The sequence below is a fragment of the Shewanella sp. cp20 genome (assembly GCF_000832025.1).
In the GTDB taxonomy this organism is placed as follows: Bacteria; Pseudomonadota; Gammaproteobacteria; order Enterobacterales; family Shewanellaceae; genus Shewanella.
This window is the reverse complement of the sequence record NZ_JPII01000049.1, coordinates 67,928-93,285: the sequence shown is the minus strand read 5'-3', so window position 1 is coordinate 93,285 and position 25,358 is coordinate 67,928. Positions and strand designations below refer to the sequence as shown.

The window sequence follows — 25,358 nt, the reverse complement described above, 5'->3', positions numbered from 1 at the left end:
CAGTATGTTTCGTATCGGGATAGATTTGGGCGGCACCAAGATCGAGCTGGTCACCCTTAACAGCAGTGGTGAAGAGGAGTTTCGCCGCCGGGTACCGACCCCTAGAGGCTACAAGGCAACCCTGGATGCCATCGCCGACTTAGTGCGCGAGTCTGAGCGCCATACGGGTCAGGTCGCCAGCATAGGCATAGGTATTCCAGGCGTGGTGTCATCTGTGAGTGGCCGGGTTAAAAATTCGAATGCCATCTGGCTCAACGGCCAGCCTATGGACAAGGATCTCTCGGCCATGCTGGATCGCGAGGTGCGCATCGCCAATGATGCCAACTGTTTCGCCCTGTCAGAGGCGGTCGATGGTGCGGCGGCGGGCAAGGCCGTGGTGTTTGGAGCCATCCTGGGCACGGGCTGCGGTGCCGGAATCGCCATCGCCCAGAAGGTACATGGTGGCGGCAACGGCATCGGCGGCGAGTGGGGCCATAACCCCTTGCCTTGGATGACGGCCGAGGAATTTAATTCCACCCGCTGCTTCTGCGGTAATGCCGACTGCATCGAGACCTTTGTCTCTGGCACCGGGTTTGTGCGGGATTTTCGCGCCCATGGTGGCGAGGCGGCCAGCGGCATAGAGATAGTCCAGCTGATGGAGCAGGGGGATAATCTGGCCGAGGCGGCGTTCGGTCGCTTCATCGATCGCTTGGCCCGGGCGCTGGCCCATGTGATCAATCTACTGGATCCAGATGTGATTGTGCTGGGCGGCGGCGTATCGAATATCGATCTGATTTACGAGTTTCTGCCGGCGCTTCTGCCTAAATATGTGCTTGGCGGCGAGTGTGCCACGGCCGTGGTCAAGAATCACCATGGCGCCTCATCGGGTGTGCGCGGCGCGGCCTGGCTCTGGGCGCCCGGCGAGCATGCTGCTCTGCCTGCGCTGACGGAGGTGTGATAGGTCCTATTTTTCTGTCTGTATTGCCTCATGGATGAGGCCCTTTTGTACTTGTGTTTTTGGCGCCCGTTCGGTTCGATTGAGGCGTCTTTTTTTATTTTGCATGGCTTAAATGTGAATCAGACGTTGTAAGTTTTTCGGCCGCTGGGCAGAATGGCGCTTTGCCTTTGGCGCATGATGATTTGGGGGAGTGAGTGGCCAATTTAATGTTACTGCTGGCGGCGGCCATCTGGGGTTTTGGTTTTGTGGCGCAGCGCCTGGGAATGGAGAGCCTGGAGCCCTTTGCCTTTAACGGCCTGCGCTTCATGATTGGCGCCCTGAGTCTGTTGCCGCTCATCTGGTTCCTGCAGCGTCGGGGCAGGCTAAAGGGGGTGAAGGATAGCGGTTTTTTACCTAGGGCGCTGCTCGGCTCATCGGTATGTGGCGGCATCCTCTTCATCGCCGCCTCCTTTCAACAGGTGGGCCTGCTTTACACCACGGCGGCGAATGCCGGGTTTATCACCGGGCTCTACATAGTGCTGGTGCCCGTGTTGGGCTTGCTGCTGAAACACAGTACTGGCAGTAATACCTGGATTGGCTGCGCCGTGGCCGCGGTGGGCCTCTACTTCTTAAGCGTGGGCGAGAATTTTTCAGTCACCTATGGCGACGGTCTGCAACTCATCGGCGCGCTCTTTTGGGCCATGCATATTCTGGCGGTGGACCATTTTACCTCCCGGGTTGCCCCTGTGGTATTGGCCTGCGGCCAGTTTTTGGTCTGTGCCTTGGCAAGCTTTGCGGTCTCGCTGGTGCTGGAAACCACCACTATGGCAGGTGTTCAGCAGGCCTGGGCGACGCTGGCCTATGCCGGACTGGTGTCTGTGGGGGTGGCCTATACCCTGCAGGTGCTGGCGCAGAAACATGCACATCCCGCCCATGCGGCGATCATTCTGAGCCTGGAGACGGTATTTGCCGCCATCGGCGGTATCCTGTTTCTGGGAGAGAGCCTGTCGGGGAGGGCGCTGTTTGGCTGCGCTTTGATGTTGCTGGGGATGTTAATAAGTCAGTTGCCGCTGCGCTATCTGGTAAAGTCTCGTCACGAGAAGGCGGCATAAAAAATCTGTATAAAAAAATCAGTATCAAAAAGTGGCATGAAAAAGCGGCATAAACTGCCGCTTTTTCATGCCTACCTAGTCTTGCCTAGAGGTTAATCGACGATATCCAGCACCACGTCATCGCCTATGGTGTAGAGGGCCTGGGTGAGTCGCTGCTCGGCGGCCTCATCTTTCACGCTCAGGCTAAAGTTGGCGCGAAACAGGGCGACCCCCGTGTGGCTGGCGGTCTCATAGTGGGTGGAGAGACGCTCGATATTGGCGCCCAGCTCATTGATCTTATTTGAGATATCATGCACCAGGCCGGGTCTGTCATAGGCGACCAGGGAGTAACGGCGAATGGTCTGTGGTGCCTGCGCCTTGCGCGTCTTGGCGTAGGTGAGGGTGAGGCCTTCGATGCATTCCAGGTTTTCAAGCAGGGTGTCCCAGTTGGCGGCGGGGACTTCCAGCAGCAAGATGGCGGCGAAGATGCCGTCGATATGGCGCAGCTCAGAGTCGAGCCAGTTGCCACCGTGGCGGCTAACGCTGTGGGCTATCTGTTCGACTAATCCCGGTTTATCGGCGACTTGCAGGGTAACTAAATATCGTAACATTTCGCATAGGCTCCATCAGTTGGTTTTGTGCGGTTTCGCCGCGCGCCCAGCTCCAGGCACGCTTGATTCAATTTCCTGTAATAACAATATGAAAAGCGGCTGAAAAAGCTTAACAAGCTCCTATAATGATGACATTTTCTGGCTGTAACATTAGTGTCATCTTTGCGTCATATAATCCCGACTGTCAGAAAAAGGGCTTGCCTCGATTCACTATAGTTAACATAGCAGAAACGACAATCCCAGCGAAAACTCTACTGAACAAAAATTAACGAGGTTCTTAATGGAAACTCAGGTCATTCAACCTGGTTCTACTGCAACAGATTTGTTGATGGGCAAGGGCTCCAGCAAGCGAGCATTTAAGGATAAGCTCACCCAGTTTGGGGTGACGATGGGCGGCACCATGGTCTTCGTGGCGCTCTTGCTGATCTTTTTCTACCTTCTCTATGTTGTAAAGCCGATTTTCGATGGGGCAGATGTCACGCCTGTGATAAATGTCGAATTGCAGGATGCTAAGGCGCCTGCGCTCATGGTGGGTAGCGACGAGCAGAACGAGATCCTCTATCGCGTGTCGCAAGATGGCGGGGTCAGCTTCTATAGCGCACTGGGCGCCAATCTGGTCGAGCAGGCGCACATCAATGTGCCCCAAGACGCCGAGATCGTCAGCAGCGTGGCATCGGTTCCAAGCGAGCAGCGCTTTGCCTTCGGCCTCTCTAACGGTCAGGTGATCATCGGTGGCGTTAACTTTGCCGTGACCTACCCAGATAACAAGCGTCTCATCACCCCAAGCCTGCGTTATCCGCTGGGCGAAACGCCGCTGCAGGTGTCTGAGGCAGGCACGCCGCTCTATCAACTGGCTTTTGCATCGGCCTCTGACAAGCTTAGCTTTGCCTACCATGACGCCAATGGTCGTTGGTTCCTGACCCGTCATAACGGCGAAGAGAACATGATGACCGAAGAGGTGGAGTGGGAAGCGACCACCAGTCAGATCAACGAGGCGCCTGCCCAGGTGGATCAACAGCTGATGACCCCTGACCAGCGCCAGCTACTGCTGCGCTCGGGCAATCGTCTGTATGTTTACGATATTCGCTATGTGGATGAGATAGCCCTGAGTCAGGTGATCGAGCTTGAGCGCGCCAAGACCAAGGTCACCGACGTGGCTCTGCTGGCCGGTGCCAGCTCACTCTTGGTGAGCTATGACAATGGTCAAATCTTCCAGTATTTCCAGGTTAACGGCGAGAAGGGCCGTCAGTACCAGGCGATCCGCGACTTTAAGAACAAGGCGGGCGTTAAGCGCATCGCAGGTGAGTTCTACCGTAAGAGCTTCGCCACAGTGAGCGAGTCTGGCGAGCTGGATCTGCTCTATACCACGAGTCAGCGTAAACTCCTCACCGAAACCTTCGATCTGGCTAACGCCACACAGATGGGCTTTAGCCCGCGTGCCAACGCCCTGGTGGTCGAGGCGGGCAACAAGCTGCACCTGTTTGCGGTCGAAAACAGCCACCCCGAGGTGTCTTGGAGTGCCATGTGGAGCAAGGTGTGGTACGAAGGTTACCCCGAGCCGCAATATGTGTGGCAGTCGACCTCTGGCTCTGACGACTTCGAAGCCAAGCTCAGCCTGATGCCGCTGGCATTCGGCACCATGAAGGCTGCGCTGTACGCCATGCTGTTTGCCACGCCGCTGGCAATTGCCGGCGCCGTATATACCGCTTATTTCATGTCGCCAAAAGTGCGCGCCGTGGTTAAGCCGACCATCGAGATCATGGAAGCTTTGCCAACGGTTATTCTCGGCTTCCTGGCCGGCCTCTGGCTGGCACCGCTTATCGAGGATCACCTGCCGGGGATCATCATGTTGCTGGTGCTACTGCCTATCAGTATCTTGCTGACGGCACTGGCCTGGTACAAGCTGCCGGGTCGCTGGAAGCAGCGTCTGCCTGAGACCTATCAGGAGCTGATGCTGGTGCCGGTGATCTGTTTCGTGGGCTGGTTTGCCTTCTACATCAGCCCGAGTATCGAAGTGGCCTTCTTCGGCGGCGATACCCGTCTGTTTATCACCAACGAGCTGGGGATCACCTTCGACCAACGTAACGCGCTGGTGGTGGGTATTGCCATGGGCTTTGCGGTGATCCCAACCATCTTCTCTATCGCCGAAGACGCCGTGTTCTCTGTGCCGCGTCACCTGTCTAACGGCAGCCTGGCGTTGGGTGCCACCAACTGGCAGACCCTGACCCGCGTGGTACTGCTTACCGCGAGCCCGGGGATCTTCTCGGCGGTCATGATGGGCCTCGGCCGCGCCGTGGGTGAAACCATGATCGTGCTGATGGCCACGGGTAACACCGCCATCATGGAGTGGAGTGTATTCGAGGGGATGCGTACCCTGGCGGCCAACATCGCCGTGGAGATGCCTGAATCGGCTATCGGCAGCTCGCACTATCGCGTGTTGTTCCTGGCGGCCTTCGTACTGTTTATCTTCACCTTCCTGTTCAACACCATCGCCGAGGTGGTGAGACAGCGTCTGCGTGAACGCTACAGTTCACTCTAAGGGAGGCTGGCATGTTATCGATTTTTAATTTTTCGCCTGTGACGTCAAGAGGCCAATGTAATGGGTAAGTGGTTTAAGTCGGGCTCCCCCTGGATCTGGATGACAGGTGGCGCCGTGAGTATCAGTTTGATTGCCGTGTTGGGCTTGTTGCTGTTGATCGCCTGGCGAGGTTTGAGCTACTTCTGGCCGGCGGATATCTACCAGTGGGAAGTGGTGGATCAGCAGGGCAAGCGCTCAACCATTATCGGTGAGATCTACGATAAGGAAGAGGTGCCTGCCGAGCGCCTGATCGCCGCCGGACACAAGTTTAGTGAAGATCCCGGTGAGCTGGTGACCCGCTATCTGATCAAGACGGGTAACCGCGAGTTTGTCGGCCTGGACTTTCGCTGGGTGCTGGAGACAGATATTGTGTCGCGCACCACGCCAAAAGATGTCGCCAAGCTCGAGCGAACCAAGAACGGTGACTTCTTCGGTTATCCCATTGCCATCATAGAAGAGGGCAAGCGTCTGGCACTGGACGATGTGGAAGCCTCGTTTGAGGAACATATCGAGCGTGCAGTCGCCTTGAGCGACAAAGCCACCACGCTGCAGAAACGTGAAATTGGCGCCGTTAACTATGCGCTGGAAAACCTGCGTCTTAAGGAGCGTCGCTATGAGCTGGATAACGCCCTGACCGACAGCCGCAAGCTGGAGCTGCAGGCCGAGCGTGACAAGCTACAGGCCGATTACAAGATATTGGAGAAAGCCTTCTTCGACCTCCGAGCAGAGGCGGGCCGTGATGCGGTGATCGTCCGTGACATGCGCGGCGAAGAGGTGACCCTCAAGCTAGATAGCATTCTAGGTGTGACTTACTCTAACCGTTTGGGCGTCGTGGGTAAGCTAGGTCACTGGTTTAGCGGCGTGGGTAACTTCGTCAGCGCCGATCCCCGCGAAGCCAACACCGAGGGTGGTGTGTTCCCGGCTATTTTCGGTACCGTTTTCATGGTACTGCTGATGGCGGTGATTGTGACCCCGTTTGGCGTGGTCGCGGCTATCTATCTGCATGAATACGCAAAGAAAGGCCCAATCACTAAGATGATCCGCATCGCGGTGATCAACCTGGCGGGTGTCCCCTCGATCGTGTACGGCGTATTCGGCCTGGGCTTCTTCGTCTACATGCTGGGTGGCTCTATCGACCAACTCTTCTACCCTGAAGCCCTGCCGGCACCTACCTATGGCTCGCCAGGGGTGATCTGGTCGGCGTTGACCCTGGCTATCCTGACGTTGCCCGTGGTGATCGTCTCGACCGAAGAGGGTCTGAGCCGTATTCCTAGTTCTGTGCGTCAGGGCAGTCTGGCGCTGGGGGCGACAAAGGCCGAGACGCTTTGGCGCATCATCATCCCGATGGCGAGCCCGGCGATTATGACGGGTCTTATCCTGGCGGTGGCCCGTGCGGCCGGTGAGGTAGCACCTCTGATGCTGGTGGGGGTGGTAAAACTGGCACCGACCCTGCCGATCGATATGAACTTCCCCTTTGTGCACCTTGAGCGCAAGTTCATGCACCTTGGCTTCCATATTTATGATGTGGGCTTCCAGAGCCCCAACGTTGAGGCGGCGCGTCCCTTGGTTTACGCGACCTCCTTCCTGTTAGTGTCTGTGATCGTGAGCCTTAACCTGACCGCCATCGCGGTACGTAATCACCTGCGTGAGAAATATCGCTCGCTGGAACACTAACCTAAAACCCGAATTAATCGCGCCTGGGCTAGGCTAGGGCGCGAATAACCTTTATCCTGAAGTGATTAGGAACAGATATGATTTCGATAGATCAGTCGGTAATGAAAACAGAGACTTTAGACTTAAATAATTTAAGCAGCGAGCAGACCGCACTTGAGATCCGTAACTTAGATCTAAAATATGGCGACAAGCAGGCCCTGTTTGACGTGTCGATGAAGATCCCCAAGAAGAAGGTGACCGCCTTCATCGGCCCCAGTGGTTGTGGTAAGTCAACCTTGCTGCGCTGCATCAACCGCATGAACGATCTGGTGGATAACTGTAATATTGACGGCGAGATCCTGCTGCACGGCCAAAACATCTACGACAAGAAGGTAGATGTGGCATCCTTGCGCCGCAACGTGGGCATGGTGTTCCAGCGTCCAAACCCTTTCCCTAAGTCTATCTATGAGAACGTGGTCTATGGCCTGCGTCTGCAGGGGATCAACAACCGTCGTCAGCTGGATGAAGCCGCCGAGCGTTCACTGCGCGGCGCCGCGATTTGGGACGAGGTGAAAGATCGTCTGCACGACAACGCCTTCGGCCTGTCGGGTGGTCAGCAGCAGCGTCTGGTGATTGCCCGCGCCATCGCCATCGAGCCTGAAGTCTTGCTGCTCGATGAGCCGACCTCGGCGCTGGATCCTATCTCGACCCTGACCATCGAAGAGCTAATCACTGAGCTGAAGGCGAAATATACCGTGGTGATCGTGACCCACAACATGCAGCAGGCTGCCCGTGTATCGGATCAGACAGCCTTCATGTACATGGGCGAGCTGGTGGAATATGCCGATACCAACACCATCTTTACCACGCCGAAGAAGAAAAAGACCGAAGATTACATCACAGGTCGTTACGGATAATTGGGCCTGCGCCAGATTTGAATTGCAAAGAATTGATAAGGTTGAATGTCAATGGAAAACATGAACTTAAATAAACATATCTCGGGTCAGTTCAATGCCGAGCTCGACGATATTCGTAATCGCGTACTGGCGATGGGTGGCCTGGTTGAGCGTCAGCTGGAACAGGCGCTGGATGCCCTGGGTAACTTAGATGCCGAGCTGGCGCAGAAGGTGATCGATGGCGACCATAGCGTCAATGGTATGGAGGTCTCCATCGATGAGGAGTGTACCCGTATCATCGCCAAGCGTCAGCCCGCCGCCAGCGACTTGCGTCTGATCATCGCCATCTCCAAGACGATTGCCGACCTTGAACGCATCGGCGATGCCTGCGTGAAGATTGCCGCGGCGGCGCTGGATAAGCGCCTGAAGAACCAACAGCCACTGCTGGTGAGCATAGAGCACATGGGCCGTCACGCGACCCGCACCTTGCACTCGACCCTGGATGCGCTGGCGCGTATGGACGCCGAGGTGGCCGTCGAGCTGCATAAGGAAGATAGCAAGCTAGATAGCGAGTACGAGGGCATTATCCGTCAGCTGATGACTTACATGATGGAAGATCCCCGCTCTATCCCCGAGGTACTCGATGTGCTTTGGGCGGCGCGCGCGGTCGAGCGTGTAGGCGACAGATGTCAAAACATCTGCGAATACATCATCTACTACGTCAAGGGTAAAGATGTGCGCCACACCTCCTATGAAGAGATGAAGCAGATCTAAGCTCAGCATTGAGTCTTAACCTAACAAGAAGCAGCCCCTGGCTGCTTTTTTATGTATTGGCCTGCTTTTTTATGTTTAGGCCTGTTTTTTAGGGAACGGCTGGGTATCGCGCGCGACTATGCTAAGGTGTCAGCCTGCTCGCCTGTATCTGATTTTTTCTCGGGGTGGTAAGATTCATCTTGCAAAAGTAAGCCTGGCATTGTTATAAAATTCATCAGCTTATGCCTTATGGTGGGCCCAAGAGATGTTGCTGGTTATACTGCCCGCTAATTTCACTGCTCGCCAGTTTCACACGTCGGCGGCGTACATACAGGGAATTTAGTGACCAGGAGGTAAAACGCAAACATGACCAAGCCTAAACTATTCATATTAAAGATGCCGTTTGAAGACGGGCCTGGCAAGTTATGGATTTGCTCTCACTGCGCGCTCATAGAGGGAGCCTTGGCGGTTAACGCCCATTGGTGTGATCAGATAGATGTTCGCCGTATCGATTTCCCTAAGCCTCGCAAAGAGGTGGTCGACCTTTTAGGCGAAGAGAATCAATGGCTGCCCGTATTGGTGTTAGAGGATGGGCAATTGATTAAGGAGCCAAATGAAGTCATCAACTATCTGGCCGAACGTTTGGGTGGCGCGGCGGTACACCCTTAAGCAGTCTGGTGAATCGTCCGTGCTAGTCTTCCTATGATGACATTTACTGGGCGTTTACTGGGAACCTACGGGCTTTAGCAATTTAGATGCAGGCTTTATCACTTTAGATGGCAGTTATGACACTCGCAGATAAAAATTTAGCCTTTACAACAGCAAGACTCACTGTCATAGAAATAGCTGAAACGCTTGCTTCGTCTGAGCGTTCGGCCTTGCTTGCGCAGATTCCGCAGATCCTCACCACGCCGGTTGTCGAACACCTTCCGCCTTATTTTCATGGCATTGACTCGGTCGAATTAGCCGACACCTGGCTAACACGGATGTTGTCGGAGAGTCGCTTCTTTCAGGCGAAATTAACGACCGGCGAGACGATAGGCTTCCTGTTTGCCTATGTCGAAGATGAAACCCAGGCTCATATAGGTTATCTGCTTGCCAAAGAGGCGTGGGGCAAAGGCTTAGCCAGCGAATTGCTGCAAGGATTTATTCATGAGGCCTCTCGGTCAACCCCTTGGGTTAAGCTTATTGGCGGCGTCGAACGCGCTAATCTGGCATCGGCTCACTTACTTAAAAAGTTGGGCTTTGTTGAGCGAAACCGGGGTGAGAACCCCGTCATCTTTTTCGAGTATGACATTCGCTAAGTGCCGGCGGCGTTTAAATTGGATGTGGGAACCGAGAGTTGAGTCAGCGAGAATGGAAAGATGAACGGAAAGATGAATGGAAAGATGACAGAAAAAACGAATGGAAGATGCCTGTGTGGCGAAGTTGAATTTAAGATAAGTGGACGCCTGCCTCACTTATATCAGTGTCACTGCTCCCTGTGCCGAAAATTATCCGGCTCCTCATCAGATACGGCCACCTTTCTCGATAGCGCCCAGTTTGCCTGGGTAAAGGGGGAGGCATTGGTGAACTCCTTTGTGACCGAAACCGGTTATCGTTCTGACTTTTGCAGCAAGTGTGGCAGTACAGTTCCTCATCTGATGACTAATCAAAAGCAGTATTGGATCCCCGCCGGATTGCTCGACCAAGTGAAAGACAGCGAGGTGGTTGCTCACCTCTTCGTCGGCTCGAAAGCAAGTTGGGATAGTGTCTGCGATAGTGGAGCGCAATATGACACAATGCCGGACATGGATACCCTTAACCAAGCGTTGCAGCGCAGCAGGCGTTGAAGTCATCACAATTGGCCAATTTTACCATGACGCAATTTGCAGTCTTCAATGGCGAAATTCGATGGCCGGGTTCGCTATCGCGCCGCAAATCTTTCGTTTCAACATGAACTCATTAGCGGCGAATAGATTTAGCTTGCAGAGTTAGCTTTAATGCTTTGCTAAGGTACTGATTTAAAGCTTCTTGTCTATTTTGCGTATTTTTATTTAACAAAAAAACTTAACAGGGAAACGTTATGGATCTATATGATTTCTTTCAAAACTTTAGGATAAGCGAAGTATCGAGGGATGCCGGGCAGGCTAAATCCCATGCTAGAGCCAACGAGGTCAGTTTGCGTGGACTGCAAGATCAGATAGATCACCTCTCAATGGTGTGTCTGGCCATGTCTGAGTTACTCGAAGAGATTGGCTTTAACAAGGAGATGCTGCTTGCCAAGATCCAGGAGATCGATTTGCGTGATGGCAAGCTAGATGGAAAATATACGCCGTCAATTGATTGCTCCGGCTGTGGCAGAACCCTGGCGCCTCGCCATGTGACCTGCCTCTACTGTGGCACACGAGTGAAGAGTCAATCGCTGGTGCAGTCACAGCAAGGTCGATAAGGGCAGTGAGCTAGCGTTTAATGTAATTACAACAGAGTTTTTTTGCATGAAATGGATAGGTGATACTGAGATTCAGGCCGTACACAAGGCGACTTGCCACTGCGGCGCGGTTGAGCTTGCGTTAAGTTTGCCAAGCGGCATAGAGAAGCCCAGGCGCTGCGATTGCTCTATCTGTCGCCGTAAGGGGGCGATAGTGATCTCGGTAGCCCTAGATAGACTGAGGGTGGTCAAGGGGCAAGAGCAGCTTAAGCTGTATCAGTTTAATACCCATAGCGCCAAACACTATTTTTGCGGTGTGTGTGGCATCTATACCCATCATCAGCGGCGCTCCAATCCTCATGAGTATGGCGTTAATCTCGGCTGTCTCGAAGGGGTCAACCCCTATGATATCGGAGAGGTGGCCGTGAGTGATGGGATGAATCATCCTTCTGACAGCTAGCCGACTCTGAAAGTTAGCCGGCGCTGTCGAGGTGTCCTTATCCTGCAGTGGCCTCGCCCCGATTATCTAGGCTGTTCCCAGAGTGGGGGCCTGGTTTGTTGAATAGTCCCATTATTTTTCAGTTAGTTAGCTTTCAATACCTCTAGGGGAGATCTACACTAGGGCGTCTCTAATTTGGCAGGCAATGTTTAGCGGGCGATGTCTAGCGGGCTATGTTTAGCGGGTAATGTCTGGCTGGCTCAGTTAGGACTGTGGGGCTTCGGGCCTGTAACCGAATATCGATTTATAAGAGGGATTTTGAGTGCTTGGGATATTTAATAACAGCGAAGCCAATAAGATGAGGGCGGGCCTTGGCCTATTGTTTGTGTTGCTCTTGGGGTTAAGCCTTGCCAAGGGGGGCTATCTGTATCTCAAGGATATTGCCCTGACCAAACCGTTTTTTGCTTTTACCAACCCAGCGTGGGGGCTCTGGTTGATACTGCTCTTTGGTGTCCGCCCCAGTGTGAATCTGCTGGTGAGTGTGATAATGCTCTTTTCCCTGCCACTCTATGCGGCGTGTTTGCTCTTTGTTGGTTACTGGCCGATCGTCACCTATCTCATAGGGGGTCAGGTGCCCAGCCTGTTAGAGCAGAGTAATTGGTTGCTAAGCATAGCTTATGGCCCCCTCGCGGCGCAGATGGACTATTTCACCATAGCCAACCGCTTGGCTCAGTTTGCCGATCTGCGTTATTTCATTATGCTGGTTACTCTCTCTGGTGGTCTGGCGATGGCGGTCATATTACCCATGGCGCATCTTCCACTTGCCGAGGGGCTCGCTAATCGGCGGGGGCTGGATCTCAATGCTGGAGCTGAAACGCCCATTTGGCTTAGCCTGCTCGGGCGACTCCTGTTGGGGATTCTTTTTTATAATGTCGCCTATCCCTTGCTGGCGTTTGCCAGCATCTTGCCTCTTGGGCTCAACTATCTGGCGGTATGGACAGTGCTTTTGACGCCTATACTGGGTTTTGGGCTGGCGCTGATTAATTGGCATCGGCCACATGATGAGAAGCTGGGCGCCGGGTTAATTCGCTATTTTTCCCTCGCGCTGTTGGCGTTGCTGGCAGGTTATATCTGGCATAATTTTGACGATCTATTTGGGGCGCTTCTTAAGGTTACACAAGGTGATCTGACCCAGGCGCTGGTATTCCTGTTTCTGTTAACCGGCTTATTTGTTCTATTTATGCTGGCGAGCCTGGTAAGAGCAGGCGAGGGGAGCAAGCGCTAATCTGAGGCTAACCTTGCAAGGTTAGCGCGAGACTATCTTGTGATGCATTAGTCGATTTGTCCCTCTTGCATTTGTTTATTCGCCCCTTAACCCATCAGCCCAATCAAAGAGGAGAGAAGAGATGGCGCGCAGCATAGTGGTGATCGACCATCAGATGAGTTGGCACCAGGCGTTTAAGGTAGAGAAGGCGCAGCTGCTGACGGCGTTAGGGGAGTGTGTCGTCAGCCTAGAGCATATCGGCAGTACCTCTGTGCCTGGGCTGGCGGCCAAGCCGATTATCGATATGCTACTAGAGGTCGATAGCTTGGCGGCGCTGGATGCACAGGCCGAGCAACTAAGGGCCTTAGGCTATGTCGCCCGTGGTGAAAATGGCATTAGCGGACGGCGCTACTTTTGCAAAAGCGAAGAAACTAAAAGCGAAGAAACTAAAAGCGAAGAAGATAAGAGTGATGAAGGGAAAAGGGATGAATACAAAGCTGGCCCGCAACGCACCCATCATCTGCATGCCTTTCAACGCGGCAGCCAGCAGCTGATCGCCCACCGCGTCTTTCGTGATTATCTTATCGCCCACCCAGAGTTAGTAAATCAATATGGGCAGTTAAAGCGACAGGCTGCTTCCGAGTGTGAGCATGATAGCCGGCGTTATATGGCGCTGAAGGAAGATTTTATACGCCAGAATCTGGTGCTGGCCATGAAGTGGTATGCTCAAATCTAACAAAGTTGCGAATATGTCCTCGTGGCACTCTCTTTTGTAAGCCGATGCAGAGCACACAAGGGACTTGTTGGTGCCTTGCTCGTTAAAGGACCATCTTGATTCCCTTTTGCGGCGACTATGGGTATATTGCCTGTGAATAGAGTCGCCCAATAGGGGCAAGAACAGAGACGAGCTTATGTCTACCCATCAAGGTCAAAGTAAATTAGATAGAGTGCTGGCCGAGGCCCGCGAGTATAAGGCCAAACGCGAATCGGGCTACCGTGAACAGGCCCTGAAGTTATATCCCTGGATCTGCGGCCGCTGTACCCGCGAATTCACCCATTCCAATCTCAGGGAGTTGACGGTGCATCACAGGGACCACAATCATGACAACAACCCGAGCGATGGCTCCAACTGGGAGTTACTCTGCCTCTATTGTCATGATAACGAACATGCCAAGTATGAAGAGTTGATCCAATACGGGCCGACCAGTGAGACCCAGGTAGAAGCGGCGACCTACAATCCCTTCGCCGATCTTAAGGCTATGATGAATAAGAAGTAAGTCTTAGAACTTACTAATTATTGGCGTCTTGCGCTGCGAGACGCCGCTCCGCCTCTAGCCACTTCTGACGGCTGATGATCTGCTGGTTTTCCCCGGTTTTTCCTTGCTGCTTTCGACGCTTCACATTGGCCCAAATTTCGGCCTGACGTGACTCGTCCGCCTGTCCCCAACCGACTATTTCGTCGATATGGCGATAACAGCCCATACAGATATCTTCATCATTTAGGCCACAACGGGCCACGCAGGGGGATTGCATCTTAGCTTTGTATACTCATGTGAAGTGGTGGCGGCATTCTAAAATAGCTAGGGTGAGGGTTCAACCTGACTATGATGCTGGTGCACGCTGGTTATTGGTGCTAGCATCTTGTTATTAGTCATTTAAATTCAATTGGTTGTGAATTTTTGCGGGGTGTTGTTATGGGGCTGAAATACAGATCTGTCCTCTTGGTGATCGGCATGTTGAGTTTATCGGCCTGTTCGTTACTGGAAGTTAAACTCGAGAGTGGTATCGAACCCTTGCCACAGGCACAGCTTAACATGCGGGTTTTCAGCCGCGACTTTAGCCATACCTTCTACGCCAAGGTGGAGCAGGGGGCGGATCAGATAGTGCTGGAGAAAGGGGATGATCTGTCTACTAAATCCAATGCCTTGATGTGGAAGATCAATAGCGAACAGGCGTTGCAGCGGGCGATCTTTCAAGCGTCTCCCGTCGCGGCCATGGTGGATACCTGGACACTAACGGCGCAGATGAGCGCGTTTTTCGACGGCGGTGCGGGCGTATCCCTGTTTGGCGATCAACAAGGGGTCGCCATCGAGGTCAGCAAGGTGCTGCAGGCGGATTTTGAACGGTCCATAAAGGGCTTTGTTGAGCCAGGCGAGTTTAAAAAATATCAGGCGTTTATCTTAGATTATGTGGCCAAGAATCCCATCACGGATCTCAGCTTTGCTCGGCATTCCGCCTTCAACGACTGGCTGGCCTATCGTAACATCAGCGAATTTGAGGCGGTGACAACCTTTGGCACTGTGCCCGAGGTGATGAGTGACGTATCGGATCGCATGGCGATGATCGCCGAGCAGATGCCCAAGATCTTAGGCTGGAAGGCGGAGCTCTACGCCCTGCATGCCAACATCAATCCTGAGACTGTGCAGCAGACACTGCAGAGCATCAGCGATACCTCGGCTAAGTTTCAACAGTTGATGGCACAGAGCCCAGAGATGATGCAGACCCTGGCGGTGGATCTGCGCCGTGAGCTGATGCCACTGCTTGCGCAGCTTAGTGAGACCACTGACGATAAGCTGGCTCAGCTCTCTGTTGAGCGTGAGGCGTTAACCCAGATGGTTAAACAGGAGCGTCTGGCGCTGGAGGAGATGGTCAATCGTCAGCGCGTGGCGGCTGCTGCGGATCTCGATGCTATCAGTCAGCACGCGGTCGAGCGCGCGTTTGCCGAGCTGACCAAGACCCTCAAGAGCCTGATCCTCTATCTGGTGCTCTTCTTCGTGGTCTGTTTCTTTGCCCCCTTGGGGCTTGGCGTCTGGCTGGGTAAGCGCATGGCCCTAAAACAGCAGCCGTCTTCGACATGAGCTGGCTGACCAGACCGGCGGTCAGGCTGTGATTGCAGAGCAAGCTGGTTTACAATTGGCGTGCGCCGGCGGGGGTTCGCCGGCGTTTCTATTTTGGCCCTATTGGTTAGGGTGAGTGAGCCGGGGAGCCTTAATGTCGTATGCCAAGCAGTTTACAGCCTTAGATAGTTTGCTAACGGGCAGTCGCGCGCTGTGGCAGGTGAAGGCCTTCGAGGCGCAGACCTTGCCCTGGCAAGACGCGTTTCCAAGGCTTGCCGAGCTGCTCTGGCAGATCCATGACGATGAAATTGACGGTCTCGATAGCGACAGTGCGGCGCTGCACGCGCGCCTGGCGCCCGCCCTCGAGGCGGATCTGGCCGCTAAAGGATTGAGCTGGCCGCTCTCCTTGCTGGCCGAACTGGCACAAGGGATCAGGCCGACAGACAAAGCTTCCCACGACGCCGGTCTGTCAGAGAGTGAACAAAGTCATTTCAGCGCCCATATCAAGGGGCGCAAGTGGCAGCAAATTGTTGATTTTGCCGCGCGAGTCACCCCGAGGAATGATGAGATCTTGGAGTGGTGTGCTGGCAAGGGACATCTGGGCCGCTTGCTGGCCAAGGCTCAAGCGCGAACCGTGGTGAGCCTGGAGTGGCAGCAGTCGTTGTGTGAGGCTGGCGAGCAGTTTGCCCACCAGTGGCAGTTGCCCCAACGCTTCGTCTGCGGCGATGCCCTGGCTGAGTCTGCCCAAAAACTGCTTATGCGTGAGCAGCAGGCGGTGGCCCTGCATGCCTGCGGCGAGCTGCATATGAGTCTGCTGCGCGGCGCCGCCAAGGCCAGAACCCGTGATCTGGCAATTGCCCCCTGTTGCTATCATCTGATCCCCTGCAGCCATTATCAGCCGCTGTCAGTGCTCGCTCAGGCGAGTGAGCTCTCGCTCAGCAAACACGATCTTCAGCTTCCCTTGCAGCGATCTGTGATTGCTAATGCCAAGGCAAGGGAACTTCGCCTTAAAGAGGTGGCCTGGCGATTGGGTTTCGATAGCCTGCAGCGTGATGCCAGCGGCCGAGCTAAGTACCTGCCAATACCCGCAGTGAAACAAAGTCAGTTAAGCGGCAGTTTTCGCGACTTCTGCCACTGGGCGGCGGTGCAAAAACGGGTGGACTTGCCCGATCTTTGGGATGATGAGACCTATCTTGCCAGGGGGCTTGAGCGTCAGCGACTGACACGGCGCATCGATCTGGTGGCGCACCTGTTTCGTGAGGCCTTGGAGCTTTGGCTGCTGCTCGATAGAGTCTGTTTCCTAGAGGAGCAGGGCTATGAGGTGAGTCTCAGCGCCTTTTGCGATCTCGAGGTGACCCCGAGAAACGCATTGATCCAGGCCCATCTGCCTGAGCCCTGTTAGGCGCTCTCCGGCTTCCCTGAGCGTTGCATACCAGAGTCGCTTTTTTGACCACTTAGCGGCGCCTTAAGGCGCTTAACTGGTTTTTTACTCGTTTGCTCTAGGGAAGAAACCCGGCGTGCGCTGTCATAAATTTGCCAACTCGCGCCTAAAAAAAGCCGCCCTATGGCGGTTTTTTATTGAATCATTCGCCGTTTCTTGCTCAAATGGCGGGTTAACACAGAAAGATAAAAATTGGCCGAATAAGTGCCGATATAATGAGCGAAACAGAACGGTTTCATGAAATATTCTCGCGTTTTTATAAATAGTCTGGCCTATGAGCTGGCACCTGAAGTGGTTTCGACTTCAGAGTTAGAGTCTCGATTAGCTCCCCTGTACCAAAAATTCCGGATCCCCATGGGGCAGCTTGCCGCATTAACCGGGATCCACGAGCGTCGTTGGTGGCCTAAGGGACATAGATTGTCCGACGGCGCATTGGCGGCCGCCCACAAGTCTATCGAGGAGACGGGGATTGATGTGGCCGATCTCGGCGCCGTGGTCTATACCGGCGTCTGCCGTGATCAGCACGAGCCGGCGACCGCATGTCGTATCGCCGCCGAGCTGGGGGTCTCCAAGGATACCGCCATCTATGACATCAGCAACGCCTGTCTGGGCGTGTTGTCGGGTATTTTAGATATCGCCAACCGTATCGAGCTGGGTCAGATCAAGGCCGGCCTGGTGGTCTCCTGTGAATCGGCGCGTCATATCGTGGACATTACCATAGACAACATGCTGGCCGAGCCGACCATGCAGAACTATGCCCAGTCGCTGGCGACCCTGACCGGCGGCTCCGGCGCCGTGGCCGTGCTGCTCACTGATGGTAGCCTGCCGCTGAAGAGTGAGCGTCAGCATCAGCTGCTTGGCGCGAGTCACCTTTCGGCGCCCGAACATCATAATCTCTGTCAATGGGGATTACAGGAAGCCGGCACCCAGCTGTACCGCGAGTTTATGCGTACCGACGGCGTCGCCCTGCTTAAAGAAGGGGTCGAGCTGGCTCGTCATACCTGGGCGCATTTCCTCGAGCAGCGTAACTGGCTGGTGGAGCAGGTCGACAAGGTGATCTGCCATCAGGTCGGCGCCTCCAACCGCAAACAGGTGTTGAGCGCGCTTAATATCCCTCAGGAGAAAGAGTTCCCCACCTATCAGCTCCTTGGCAACATGGGCACAGTCTCGTTGCCCGTGACGGCCGCCATGGCCCACGATCAAGGTTTTCTGCGTAAGGGCGATCAGGTGAGTTTTCTCGGCATAGGCAGTGGACTCAACTGCATGATGCTCGGGCTCAAGTGGTAAGCGACCCGTCTACTCATTCTGGATAGCACAGCATAGGGGCGACGCCGAGCGGCGTCGCCCACTCAAGGCATAATCATAACAGGTACCCCCATGCTCGATTCGTTATTTCCTTTTAAACGCAATTACTTAGACCGTAATGGTCACAAGTTGCAATATGTGAATGAGGGCCAGGGTGAGCCCGTGGTCATGGTGCATGGCAACCCGAGTTGGTCTTTCTATTATCGTAATCTGGTGAAGGCGCTAAGCCCGAATCATCAGTGTATCGTGCCGGATCATATCGGCTGTGGCCTGTCGGATAAGCCAGACGATGGCGGTTATGACTACACCCTGAAGAATCGCATCGACGATCTCGAAGCCTTGCTCGACCACCTCGAGGTGAAAGAGAAGATCACCCTGATCGTTCACGACTGGGGCGGCATGATTGGCATGGGCTATGCGGCCCGTCATCCTGAGCGGATCAAGAAGATCGTGGTGCTTAATACCGGCGCCTTTCATCTGCCGGAGGCCAAGCCGTTTCCCTGGGCGCTGTGGATCTGCCGCAATACGCTTTTGGGCACGGTACTGGTGCGTGGCTTTAATGCTTTTTCCTCTATCGCTTCCTATGTGGGCGTCAAGCGCGCGCCTATGCCTAAGGCGATTCGTGAGGCTTATGTGGCGCCATTTAACTCCTGGGCTAACCGCATCTCGACCCTGCGTTTCGTACAAGACATTCCCCTTAAGCCGGGCGATCGCAACTATGAGTTGGTGAGCGAGATCAGTGAAAAGCTGAACCAATTTAACCAGCTGCCAATGATGATCTGCTGGGGTCTCAAGGATTTTGTGTTCGATAAACACTTCCTCGATGAGTGGAAACGTCGTTTCCCACAGGCCGAGGTGCATGAGTTTGCCGACTGTGGTCACTATATCCTGGAAGATGCCAGCGATGAGGTAGTGACTCATGTTCAGCAGTTTATGGCGCGCTAACGCACTAAAGCACTAAAGCACTAAAGCACTAACGCACTAACGCATTAAAGCACTATCGCATTAAGGGGTGAGGCGAATGTCTGAGACAGAGCAAGTTGGCGCTAATTTGTGTCGTCATCTCAACCGGGCGGCCAAAGAAGCCCCTGAAGAGCTGGCGGTGGCGGTGCAGAAGGCCAGAGGCGTTTTCAGTAAACAACTTGACTATCAAGAGCTGAATTTTGCCGAGCTCGACACCATGAGCGACATGCTGGTCCACGGCCTTTATGCCTATGGCATCAAACGCGGTGCCAAGGCGGTGTTGATGGTCACCCCGAGTCTTGAGTTTTTTGCCTTAACCTTTGCCCTGTTTAAGGCGGGGATAGTGCCTATCCTGGTCGATCCCGGCATGGGAGTGAAAAACCTCAAGCAGTGTTTTGAAGAAGCGGCGCCCGATGCCTTTATCGGCATTCCCAAGGCGCATCTGGCCCGTCGTCTGTTTGGCTGGGGAAAGTCCAGCCTGACCCATCTGGTAACCGTCGGTGGCAGCAAGCTGTGGGGCGGTGCGAGTCTTGAGCAGCTTAAGCAGCTGGGTCGCGACAAGGGACCTTTCGCCATGGCTAGGCTCGATGATGACGAGATGTGCGCCATCTTGTTCACCAGTGGCAGCACGGGCACGCCCAAGGGCGTAGTCTATTCTCATCGCATGTTCGAGGCGCAGATAACTGCCCTCAAGCACGATTATCAAATTACTCCTGGCGAGCGCGATCTGGCAACCTTCCCGCTGTTTTCCCTGTTCGGCCCGGCACTTGGCATGGCCTCGATTGTGCCTGAGATGGACGCCAGCAAGCCGATCACCGCCAATCCCGACTATATTTTCGCGGCCATCGAGCGCTATCAATGCACTAACATGTTCGTCAATCCGGCGCTTATCGAGCGCTTGGGGCAGGCGGGCACAAGCAGACAGCCTAAGGTGCAGCTTAGCAGCCTTAAGCGGGTGATCTCGGCGGGCGCCCCGGCAACTATAGCGTCCATCAAGCGTTTCAGTGAGATGCTCAAGCGTGACGTGCCCGTGCTTAACTCCTACGGGGCCACCGAGTCGCTGCCGCTGAGTAAGATAGGCAGCCATGAGTTGTTTGATACCACAGATATCACGGATAACGGCGGCGGGATCTGTGTCGGTAAGCCGATAGCGGGTGTCGAGATACAGATGATCGCTATTGATGAGGCCGAGATCCCTAACTGGTCGGCGGATCTCTGTCTGCCAAACGAGCAGATAGGCGAGATAGTGGTTAAAGGCCCCATGGTCAGCCCGAGTTATTATCACCGCGATAAGGCCACGGCCCAGGCAAAGATTTTTGATGCCCAGGGCCAGCATTATCACCGCATGGGAGATCTTGGGTATCTCGATAATCAAGGAAGGCTGTGGATGTGTGGCCGCAAGGCCCACAGGGTGGATTGCTTAGTCGATGGCCAGCTGCGCCGCTATTTCTCCATCCCCTGCGAGCGTATCTATAACACCCACAGCGATATCAAGCGTTCCGCTCTGGTGGGAATAGACGTTAAAGGTGAGATGCAACCGCTTATCTGCCTCGAACTCAAGCAGGGTCTGAGCTGCAGCAACGCCGCGGCGCTCTACAACGAGCTTAGGCTGCTGGGTGAGACCCACAGTCAGACCCAGGGGATCACGCGCTTTCTGATCCATCCGGGGTTCCCCGTCGATATCCGTCACAACGCCAAGATCTTCAGAGAGAAGCTGGCGGTGTGGGCACAGTCCACCTACAAGGAGTGATAGGGCGTGAGCATCACTAAGTTTGCCAATAACAAGGATAACCTCAAGCTGCACCCCGAGGAGGTTGAGGCGCTGGCTCAACTGGCCAGGGTAAGCCGTCATGCCTTTGTGACCGGCGCCGGTGGATTTCTGGGCAAGGCGATTTGCCAACGTCTATGCGCAGCCGGTATCAAGGTGACAGGTTTCGCCCGGGGGCATTATCCCGAGCTAGAGGCCATGGGCGTCGAGATGATCAGCGGCGATATCTGCGATCTTGAGGCGGTAACCCGTGCCATGGCGGGATGCGATCTGGTGTTCCATGTGGCCTCCAAGGCGGGAGTGTGGGGCAGCAGGGAAAGCTATTTTGCGCCGAACGTACAGGGCTGCGATAACCTGCTCAAGGCCAGTATCGTCCAGGGCGTCGACAGTTTCGTCTATACCAGCACGCCGAGTGTGACCTTTGCCGGCGAAGATGAGTCGGGTATCGATGAGCGCGCGCCCTATGCCAGCCGTTTCCTAAACTATTACGGCGAGTCTAAGGCGATCGCCGAGCAGAGGGTGACGGCGGCCAACGCCACACCACTTGCGAGCGGAAAATTGTCTCGCCGAGACAAGCTTAATACTGTGTCACTCAGGCCACACCTTATCTGGGGGCCGGAAGATCCCCATCTGGTGCCCAGGGTGATCGCCCGCGCCTGTGCCGGCAAGCTCAAGCTGGTGGGTAAGGCGGACAAGCTGGTGGATACCATCTATGTGGGCAACGCCGCCTATGCTCATATTCTGGCGGCCTTGACCCTCAAGCTCCGCCCGCAGCAGTGCGCCGGCAGGTGTTACTTCTTGAGTAACGATGAGCCGATCACCATGGCGGCCATGCTCAACAAGATCTTGGCCTGCGCCGATCTTGCACCTGTCTATAAGCGGGTGCCCGCCAGCGTTGCCTATCTCGCTGGGGCACTGTTAGAGGGAGTCTATGGTCTGCTGGGTAAGCGGGAAGAACCTATCATGACCCGCTTCGTGGCCAGACAACTCTCGACCAGCCACTATTTCGATATTTCGGCGGCCAAGTCGGATTTAGGTTACCGACCACTGGTGTCTATCGATGAGGGGATGGTTTCTCTGCGTCATTGGCTATCTTCGACTGATAATAGTCACTAGTGCCGCCACTGGGGCTAAGTCTGCTTGGGCCTGGCTTGTGTCTGGCTTGTGTCTGGGATTGTGTCTGATTTTGTATCAGATCTTGTATCAGATCTTGTATCTGTGCTGCTTAAGGGGCTGGGGCCTCTTCCATGGCGGCGATCATTACCTTGGCAATTTCATCGTAATAGCATGACCAGGCCTGCTCGATGGCCGGGTTGCACGTATCTCTCAGGCAATCTTGAATCGATAGCATCAGGGCCGAGCGCACCACATCAAACTGCGCCGGTGTGACGCCGTAACCCCTATGTTTTTGCCCCAGCACCACCAAACGGGGTTTTATCTCCTCGAACTCAAATACCTTGGTTGCTGCGGTGGAGATCAATTCATTGAAGTGATATTCAAATACCGGTCGTTCGCTCTTGAACATGGGACGGATCAAGGGGGCCATGGCAAACAGGCAATCGTAGAAGATGGCGGCAAAGTTACTGTTTTGCCGATCGATCTCCGCATAGGATTTTTGAATCAATCGTTTTTGCTCATCGGTGAGAGGCATAGCTTACCCTGTCGACTCAGATCATCTTTTACACTGCAACTTGTCCCCGCTTGAATGAGGACAGTGCAGGCAAACTAACTATAGCCTATGCAGGTGCTCAGGCTGTAGTTGAGGGTCATTAACTTGGGCTCACACCTATGGGCTTACACCTATGGGCTTACACCTATGGGCTTACACCGGCATACATCTATGGGCTTAGGGCTATCCGTTATGGGCTTAGGGCTATCCGTGGCTGATAAAGCCTGAGTTCGTGTCTGAGTCTTCAGTTTTTTGCCCACCGGCAATGGCGGCGACTTCTAGCATCGCCTGGGTGAGTCGACTGAGCTGCGCCGCGCTGATGGTGTAGGGCGGCATGATGTAGATGTAGTTTGAGAAGGGACGAACCCATACGCCGCGATCCACAAACGCCTGTTGTAGCGCCGCGGTATTCACGCTTTGCTGCATCTCAATCACACCGACGGCGCCTAAACAGCGTACCGCCTTTACCCCTGCTATTGTACTGGCCGGGGCTAACTCTTGTTTCATCTGTTGCTCGATGGCGGCGACCTGCTCGGGCCATTGGTTTTGATTGATCAGATCCATACTGGCACTGGCGGCCGCGCAGGCCAGCGGGTTCCCCATGAAGGTGGGGCCATGCATGAAGACGCCAGAGGGGGAGTCGCTGATCCCTAGTGCCACCTCGTCGCTACATAATGTGGCGGCCAGGGAGATATAGCCGCCGGTGAGCGCCTTACCCAGGCAGAGAATATCGGCTTCTATGCCTGCGTGTTGGTAGGCAAACAGTTTACCTGTGCGGCCAAAGCCGGTGGCTATCTCATCTAAGATCAACAACACCTTGAAACGATCGCACAGTGCTCGCAGCCCTTTCAGGTAGTCGGCGCTGTAGAAATGCATGGCGCCTGCGCCTTGCATGATGGGCTCGATAATTACCGCCGCTATCGTCTGATGATTTGCCTCCAGTAATGCCTCCATCGCCTCGAGATCGCCCTCGATTAACGCCTCACCGAAAGGGGTCTTGGGGGCCGGGGCAAACAGCTGCTGGGTCACCGCCTCACCAAACATGGTGTGCATGCCGCCTTCGGGATCACACACGCTCATGGCGGCGAAGGTGTCGCCGTGATAACCATGCTTTACCGTGAGTATCCGTTGTTTACTTGGATTGCCGCGTCCCTGCCAATACTGCAGCGCCATCTTCATCGCCACCTCGACGGCGATCGAGCCTGAATCGGCTAGAAACACCTTGGTGAGATTGTTGCTGGTCATGGCAATCAGTTTCTTGCTGAGCGCGACGGCGGCGGGGTGGGTAATACCACCGAACATGACATGGCTGAGGGTGGAGAGCTGCTTCTGCATCGCCTCCAGGATATAGGGGTGGCCGTAACCGTGTACGCAGGCCCACCAGGAACTGGTGCCATCGATTAAGCGTCTGCCGTCTTCCAGGATCAACTCACAGCCCTCGGCCGCCACCACCCCATAGGCCGGAAGGGCCTGGGTCATCGAGGTGTAGGGATGCCAGATATGTTGTCGGTCGAATTGAAAGTCGATCTGTGGACTTACAGACATAGAAACTCCTGGTTGATTTTTAACCGATAGTAAACCGGTTTAACTGGTTGGCGTTGACAGATTAAGGCCTCAGGGTATGCTAAGCAAGATAAATGTCGCCGGAAATCAAGCATTCCGGCTAAAAATAGAAACTTGAAGGTTGGTAATCAATGTCCGAATTAGCCTTACGTCACGATTGGCAACGTGATGAAATTGAAGCGCTTTTTGCGCTACCTATGAATGACCTGCTGTTTAAGGCCCATAGCATTCATCGCCAGCATTTCGACCCTAATGAGGTGCAGATCTCGCGTCTTTTGTCGATCAAGACGGGTGCCTGCCCAGAGGATTGTAAGTATTGTCCTCAGAGCGCCCGCTACGATACCGGCCTTGAAAAAGAGCGGCTGATCGAGATTGAGAAGGTGCTCACCGAGGCGCGTGCCGCCAAGGCCGCCGGTGCTTCACGCTTCTGCATGGGCGCCGCCTGGCGTAATCCCCATGAGCGCGACATGCCTTATCTGAAAGACATGGTCAGTGAAGTCAAAGCCATGGGCATGGAGACCTGCATGACCCTGGGGATGCTCAGCGAGTCTCAGGCTCAGGAGCTGGCAGAAGCCGGACTCGACTATTACAACCATAATCTGGATACCTCGCCGGAATACTATGGCGACATCATTACCACGCGTACCTATCAGGACAGACTCAATACCCTGGATAACGTGCGCGCCGCCGGCATGAAGGTGTGCTCGGGTGGTATCGTCGGCATGGGTGAGCAGGCCAGCGATCGTGCCGGATTGTTACAGCAGCTAGCCAACATGGCCAAGCATCCCGAATCTGTGCCCATCAATATGTTGGTGAAGGTAGCCGGTACCCCATTTGAAAACCTGGACGATCTCGATCCGCTGGAGTTTGTGCGCACCATCGCCGTGGCGCGTATCCTGATGCCGCTATCCCGGGTTCGCCTGTCGGCGGGACGCGAGAAGATGACAGACGAGCTGCAGGCCATGTGTTTCTTTGCCGGCGCCAACTCCATCTTCTATGGCTGTAAGTTGTTGACCACGAGTAACCCGGAAGAGAATGAAGACATGACGCTGTTTAAGCGCCTGGGCCTTCATCCCGAGCAGGGGCAGGCGGGCACGGTAGAAGAGGAAAAGGCGGTATTTGCCAAGGCGCAGGCCGCGAAAGACAAGGCCTCTAAGCCATTTTACGATGCGGCGGCGCTCTAATTTAAGGTGAGTAAGCC

At 54.6% G+C, this 25,358-nt stretch carries 25 protein-coding genes; 21 read left to right on the top strand and 4 right to left on the bottom strand.

Going from position 1 to position 25,358, the window contains the following annotated elements:
• The first annotated feature begins 4 nt into the window (after positions 1–4).
• Positions 5–937, top strand: coding sequence for a fructokinase (gene mak, locus DB48_RS17665; RefSeq protein ID WP_041511613.1), 933 nt, complete (start codon positions 5–7; stop codon positions 935–937).
• Positions 938–1,143: 206 nt separating this feature from the next.
• A complete protein-coding gene (locus DB48_RS17660) occupies positions 1,144–2,028 on the top strand; it encodes a DMT family transporter (RefSeq protein WP_041511507.1) in 885 nt (294 codons plus the stop codon).
• 92 nt (positions 2,029–2,120) lie between these two features.
• Here the strand turns inward: DB48_RS17660 and DB48_RS17655 are convergent, their stop codons facing one another.
• Positions 2,121–2,618, bottom strand: coding sequence for a glycine cleavage system protein R (locus DB48_RS17655; RefSeq protein ID WP_041511506.1), 498 nt, complete (start codon positions 2,616–2,618; stop codon positions 2,121–2,123).
• 280 nt (positions 2,619–2,898) lie between these two features.
• On the opposite strand from DB48_RS17655, the gene DB48_RS17650 reads away from it, so the two are divergent.
• From DB48_RS17650 to DB48_RS17595, 12 genes are all read left to right on the top strand, one after another.
• A complete protein-coding gene (locus tag DB48_RS17650) occupies positions 2,899–5,157 on the top strand; it encodes an ABC transporter permease subunit (protein WP_041511505.1) in 2,259 nt (752 codons plus the stop codon).
• Positions 5,158–5,217: 60 nt separating this feature from the next.
• Positions 5,218–6,870 carry a phosphate ABC transporter permease PstA gene (gene pstA, locus DB48_RS17645; protein ID WP_041511504.1) on the top strand — a complete coding sequence of 551 codons (1,653 nt, stop codon included), beginning with the start codon at positions 5,218–5,220 and terminating at the stop codon, positions 6,868–6,870.
• 77 nt (positions 6,871–6,947) lie between these two features.
• A complete protein-coding gene (gene pstB, locus DB48_RS17640; protein ID WP_011865499.1) occupies positions 6,948–7,766 on the top strand; it encodes a phosphate ABC transporter ATP-binding protein PstB in 819 nt (272 codons plus the stop codon).
• A gap of 51 nt (positions 7,767–7,817) precedes the next feature.
• On the top strand, positions 7,818–8,519 hold the full coding sequence (gene phoU, locus DB48_RS17635) for a phosphate signaling complex protein PhoU (RefSeq protein WP_041511503.1): 702 nt from the start codon (positions 7,818–7,820) through the stop codon (positions 8,517–8,519).
• A 345-nt stretch (positions 8,520–8,864) separates the two neighbouring features.
• Positions 8,865–9,167, top strand: coding sequence for a DUF3088 family protein (locus DB48_RS17630; RefSeq protein WP_041511502.1), 303 nt, complete (start codon positions 8,865–8,867; stop codon positions 9,165–9,167).
• Between the two features lie 116 nt (positions 9,168–9,283).
• Complete coding sequence (locus DB48_RS17625) at positions 9,284–9,802, top strand: GNAT family N-acetyltransferase (protein WP_041511501.1); 519 nt, start codon at positions 9,284–9,286, stop codon at positions 9,800–9,802.
• A gap of 84 nt (positions 9,803–9,886) precedes the next feature.
• Entirely contained in the window at positions 9,887–10,330 is a 444-nt protein-coding gene (locus tag DB48_RS17620) for a GFA family protein (protein ID WP_041511612.1), read from the top strand.
• Between the two features lie 233 nt (positions 10,331–10,563).
• Positions 10,564–10,929: a hypothetical protein gene (locus tag DB48_RS17615; protein WP_041511500.1), complete on the top strand. Its 366-nt coding sequence runs from the start codon at positions 10,564–10,566 to the stop codon at positions 10,927–10,929.
• A gap of 46 nt (positions 10,930–10,975) precedes the next feature.
• Positions 10,976–11,368, top strand: a complete 393-nt coding sequence (locus DB48_RS17610) for a GFA family protein (RefSeq protein ID WP_041511499.1) — start codon at positions 10,976–10,978, stop codon at positions 11,366–11,368.
• A gap of 301 nt (positions 11,369–11,669) precedes the next feature.
• Positions 11,670–12,632 (top strand): hypothetical protein, encoded by a 963-nt coding sequence (locus tag DB48_RS17605; RefSeq protein ID WP_041511498.1) that lies wholly within the window; start codon positions 11,670–11,672, stop codon positions 12,630–12,632.
• 121 nt (positions 12,633–12,753) lie between these two features.
• Entirely contained in the window at positions 12,754–13,347 is a 594-nt protein-coding gene (locus DB48_RS17600) for a GrpB family protein (RefSeq protein ID WP_041511497.1), read from the top strand.
• Positions 13,348–13,522: 175 nt separating this feature from the next.
• Positions 13,523–13,888, top strand: a complete 366-nt coding sequence (locus DB48_RS17595) for a YajD family HNH nuclease (protein WP_041511496.1) — start codon at positions 13,523–13,525, stop codon at positions 13,886–13,888.
• 13 nt (positions 13,889–13,901) lie between these two features.
• On the opposite strand, the gene DB48_RS17590 is transcribed toward DB48_RS17595, so the two are convergent.
• Positions 13,902–14,144: a DUF1289 domain-containing protein gene (locus tag DB48_RS17590; RefSeq protein ID WP_041511495.1), complete on the bottom strand. Its 243-nt coding sequence runs from the start codon at positions 14,142–14,144 to the stop codon at positions 13,902–13,904.
• A 161-nt stretch (positions 14,145–14,305) separates the two neighbouring features.
• On the opposite strand from DB48_RS17590, the gene DB48_RS17585 reads away from it, so the two are divergent.
• The 6 genes from DB48_RS17585 (at position 14,306) to oleD (ending at position 22,041) form a co-directional block, all read left to right on the top strand.
• Positions 14,306–15,469, top strand: coding sequence for a hypothetical protein (locus DB48_RS17585; RefSeq protein ID WP_041511494.1), 1,164 nt, complete (start codon positions 14,306–14,308; stop codon positions 15,467–15,469).
• A gap of 133 nt (positions 15,470–15,602) precedes the next feature.
• The gene (locus tag DB48_RS17580; RefSeq protein ID WP_082035673.1) at positions 15,603–16,850 is read left to right on the top strand and encodes a methyltransferase; all 1,248 of its coding nucleotides are present in this window, start codon (positions 15,603–15,605) and stop codon (positions 16,848–16,850) included.
• Positions 16,851–17,126: 276 nt separating this feature from the next.
• Positions 17,127–18,176, top strand: coding sequence for a 3-oxoacyl-ACP synthase III (locus DB48_RS17575; RefSeq protein ID WP_041511492.1), 1,050 nt, complete (start codon positions 17,127–17,129; stop codon positions 18,174–18,176).
• A 90-nt stretch (positions 18,177–18,266) separates the two neighbouring features.
• On the top strand, positions 18,267–19,139 hold the full coding sequence (locus DB48_RS17570) for an alpha/beta fold hydrolase (RefSeq protein WP_041511491.1): 873 nt from the start codon (positions 18,267–18,269) through the stop codon (positions 19,137–19,139).
• Between the two features lie 76 nt (positions 19,140–19,215).
• Positions 19,216–20,907: an olefin beta-lactone synthetase gene (oleC, locus tag DB48_RS17565; RefSeq protein ID WP_041511490.1), complete on the top strand. Its 1,692-nt coding sequence runs from the start codon at positions 19,216–19,218 to the stop codon at positions 20,905–20,907.
• 6 nt (positions 20,908–20,913) lie between these two features.
• Positions 20,914–22,041, top strand: a complete 1,128-nt coding sequence (oleD, locus tag DB48_RS17560) for a 2-alkyl-3-oxoalkanoate reductase (protein ID WP_052813853.1) — start codon at positions 20,914–20,916, stop codon at positions 22,039–22,041.
• A 109-nt stretch (positions 22,042–22,150) separates the two neighbouring features.
• On the opposite strand, the gene DB48_RS17555 is transcribed toward oleD, so the two are convergent.
• Entirely contained in the window at positions 22,151–22,576 is a 426-nt protein-coding gene (locus tag DB48_RS17555) for a globin domain-containing protein (RefSeq protein ID WP_041511489.1), read from the bottom strand.
• A 222-nt stretch (positions 22,577–22,798) separates the two neighbouring features.
• Positions 22,799–24,139, bottom strand: a complete 1,341-nt coding sequence (bioA, locus tag DB48_RS17550) for an adenosylmethionine--8-amino-7-oxononanoate transaminase (RefSeq protein WP_041511488.1) — start codon at positions 24,137–24,139, stop codon at positions 22,799–22,801.
• Between the two features lie 149 nt (positions 24,140–24,288).
• Here bioA and bioB point away from each other — a divergent pair, with 149 nt between their 5' ends.
• Positions 24,289–25,341 (top strand): biotin synthase BioB, encoded by a 1,053-nt coding sequence (gene bioB, locus DB48_RS17545; RefSeq protein ID WP_041511487.1) that lies wholly within the window; start codon positions 24,289–24,291, stop codon positions 25,339–25,341.
• The last annotated feature ends 17 nt before the right edge of the window (positions 25,342–25,358 follow it).

Coding starts and splice junctions, on each gene's coding strand:
- DB48_RS17660 (WP_041511507.1), top strand. CDS start 1,144: ATGTTACTGCTGGCGGCGGCCATCTGGGGTTTTGGTTTTGTGGCGCAG.
- pstB (WP_011865499.1), top strand. CDS start 6,948: ATGATTTCGATAGATCAGTCGGTAATGAAAACAGAGACTTTAGACTTA.
- DB48_RS17615 (WP_041511500.1), top strand. CDS start 10,564: ATGGATCTATATGATTTCTTTCAAAACTTTAGGATAAGCGAAGTATCG.
- bioB (WP_041511487.1), top strand. CDS start 24,289: ATGTCCGAATTAGCCTTACGTCACGATTGGCAACGTGATGAAATTGAA.
- DB48_RS17585 (WP_041511494.1), top strand. CDS start 14,306: ATGGGGCTGAAATACAGATCTGTCCTCTTGGTGATCGGCATGTTGAGT.
- pstA (WP_041511504.1), top strand. CDS start 5,218: ATGGGTAAGTGGTTTAAGTCGGGCTCCCCCTGGATCTGGATGACAGGT.
- DB48_RS17630 (WP_041511502.1), top strand. CDS start 8,865: ATGACCAAGCCTAAACTATTCATATTAAAGATGCCGTTTGAAGACGGG.
- DB48_RS17590 (WP_041511495.1), bottom strand. CDS start 14,144: ATGCAATCCCCCTGCGTGGCCCGTTGTGGCCTAAATGATGAAGATATC.
- DB48_RS17575 (WP_041511492.1), top strand. CDS start 17,127: ATGAAATATTCTCGCGTTTTTATAAATAGTCTGGCCTATGAGCTGGCA.
- bioA (WP_041511488.1), bottom strand. CDS start 24,139: ATGTCTGTAAGTCCACAGATCGACTTTCAATTCGACCGACAACATATC.
- DB48_RS17600 (WP_041511497.1), top strand. CDS start 12,754: ATGGCGCGCAGCATAGTGGTGATCGACCATCAGATGAGTTGGCACCAG.
- DB48_RS17570 (WP_041511491.1), top strand. CDS start 18,267: ATGCTCGATTCGTTATTTCCTTTTAAACGCAATTACTTAGACCGTAAT.
- DB48_RS17595 (WP_041511496.1), top strand. CDS start 13,523: ATGTCTACCCATCAAGGTCAAAGTAAATTAGATAGAGTGCTGGCCGAG.
- mak (WP_041511613.1), top strand. CDS start 5: ATGTTTCGTATCGGGATAGATTTGGGCGGCACCAAGATCGAGCTGGTC.
- DB48_RS17625 (WP_041511501.1), top strand. CDS start 9,284: ATGACACTCGCAGATAAAAATTTAGCCTTTACAACAGCAAGACTCACT.
- DB48_RS17655 (WP_041511506.1), bottom strand. CDS start 2,618: ATGTTACGATATTTAGTTACCCTGCAAGTCGCCGATAAACCGGGATTA.
- DB48_RS17580 (WP_082035673.1), top strand. CDS start 15,603: ATGTCGTATGCCAAGCAGTTTACAGCCTTAGATAGTTTGCTAACGGGC.
- DB48_RS17555 (WP_041511489.1), bottom strand. CDS start 22,576: ATGCCTCTCACCGATGAGCAAAAACGATTGATTCAAAAATCCTATGCG.
- phoU (WP_041511503.1), top strand. CDS start 7,818: ATGGAAAACATGAACTTAAATAAACATATCTCGGGTCAGTTCAATGCC.
- oleC (WP_041511490.1), top strand. CDS start 19,216: ATGTCTGAGACAGAGCAAGTTGGCGCTAATTTGTGTCGTCATCTCAAC.
- DB48_RS17650 (WP_041511505.1), top strand. CDS start 2,899: ATGGAAACTCAGGTCATTCAACCTGGTTCTACTGCAACAGATTTGTTG.
- DB48_RS17620 (WP_041511612.1), top strand. CDS start 9,887: ATGACAGAAAAAACGAATGGAAGATGCCTGTGTGGCGAAGTTGAATTT.
- DB48_RS17610 (WP_041511499.1), top strand. CDS start 10,976: ATGAAATGGATAGGTGATACTGAGATTCAGGCCGTACACAAGGCGACT.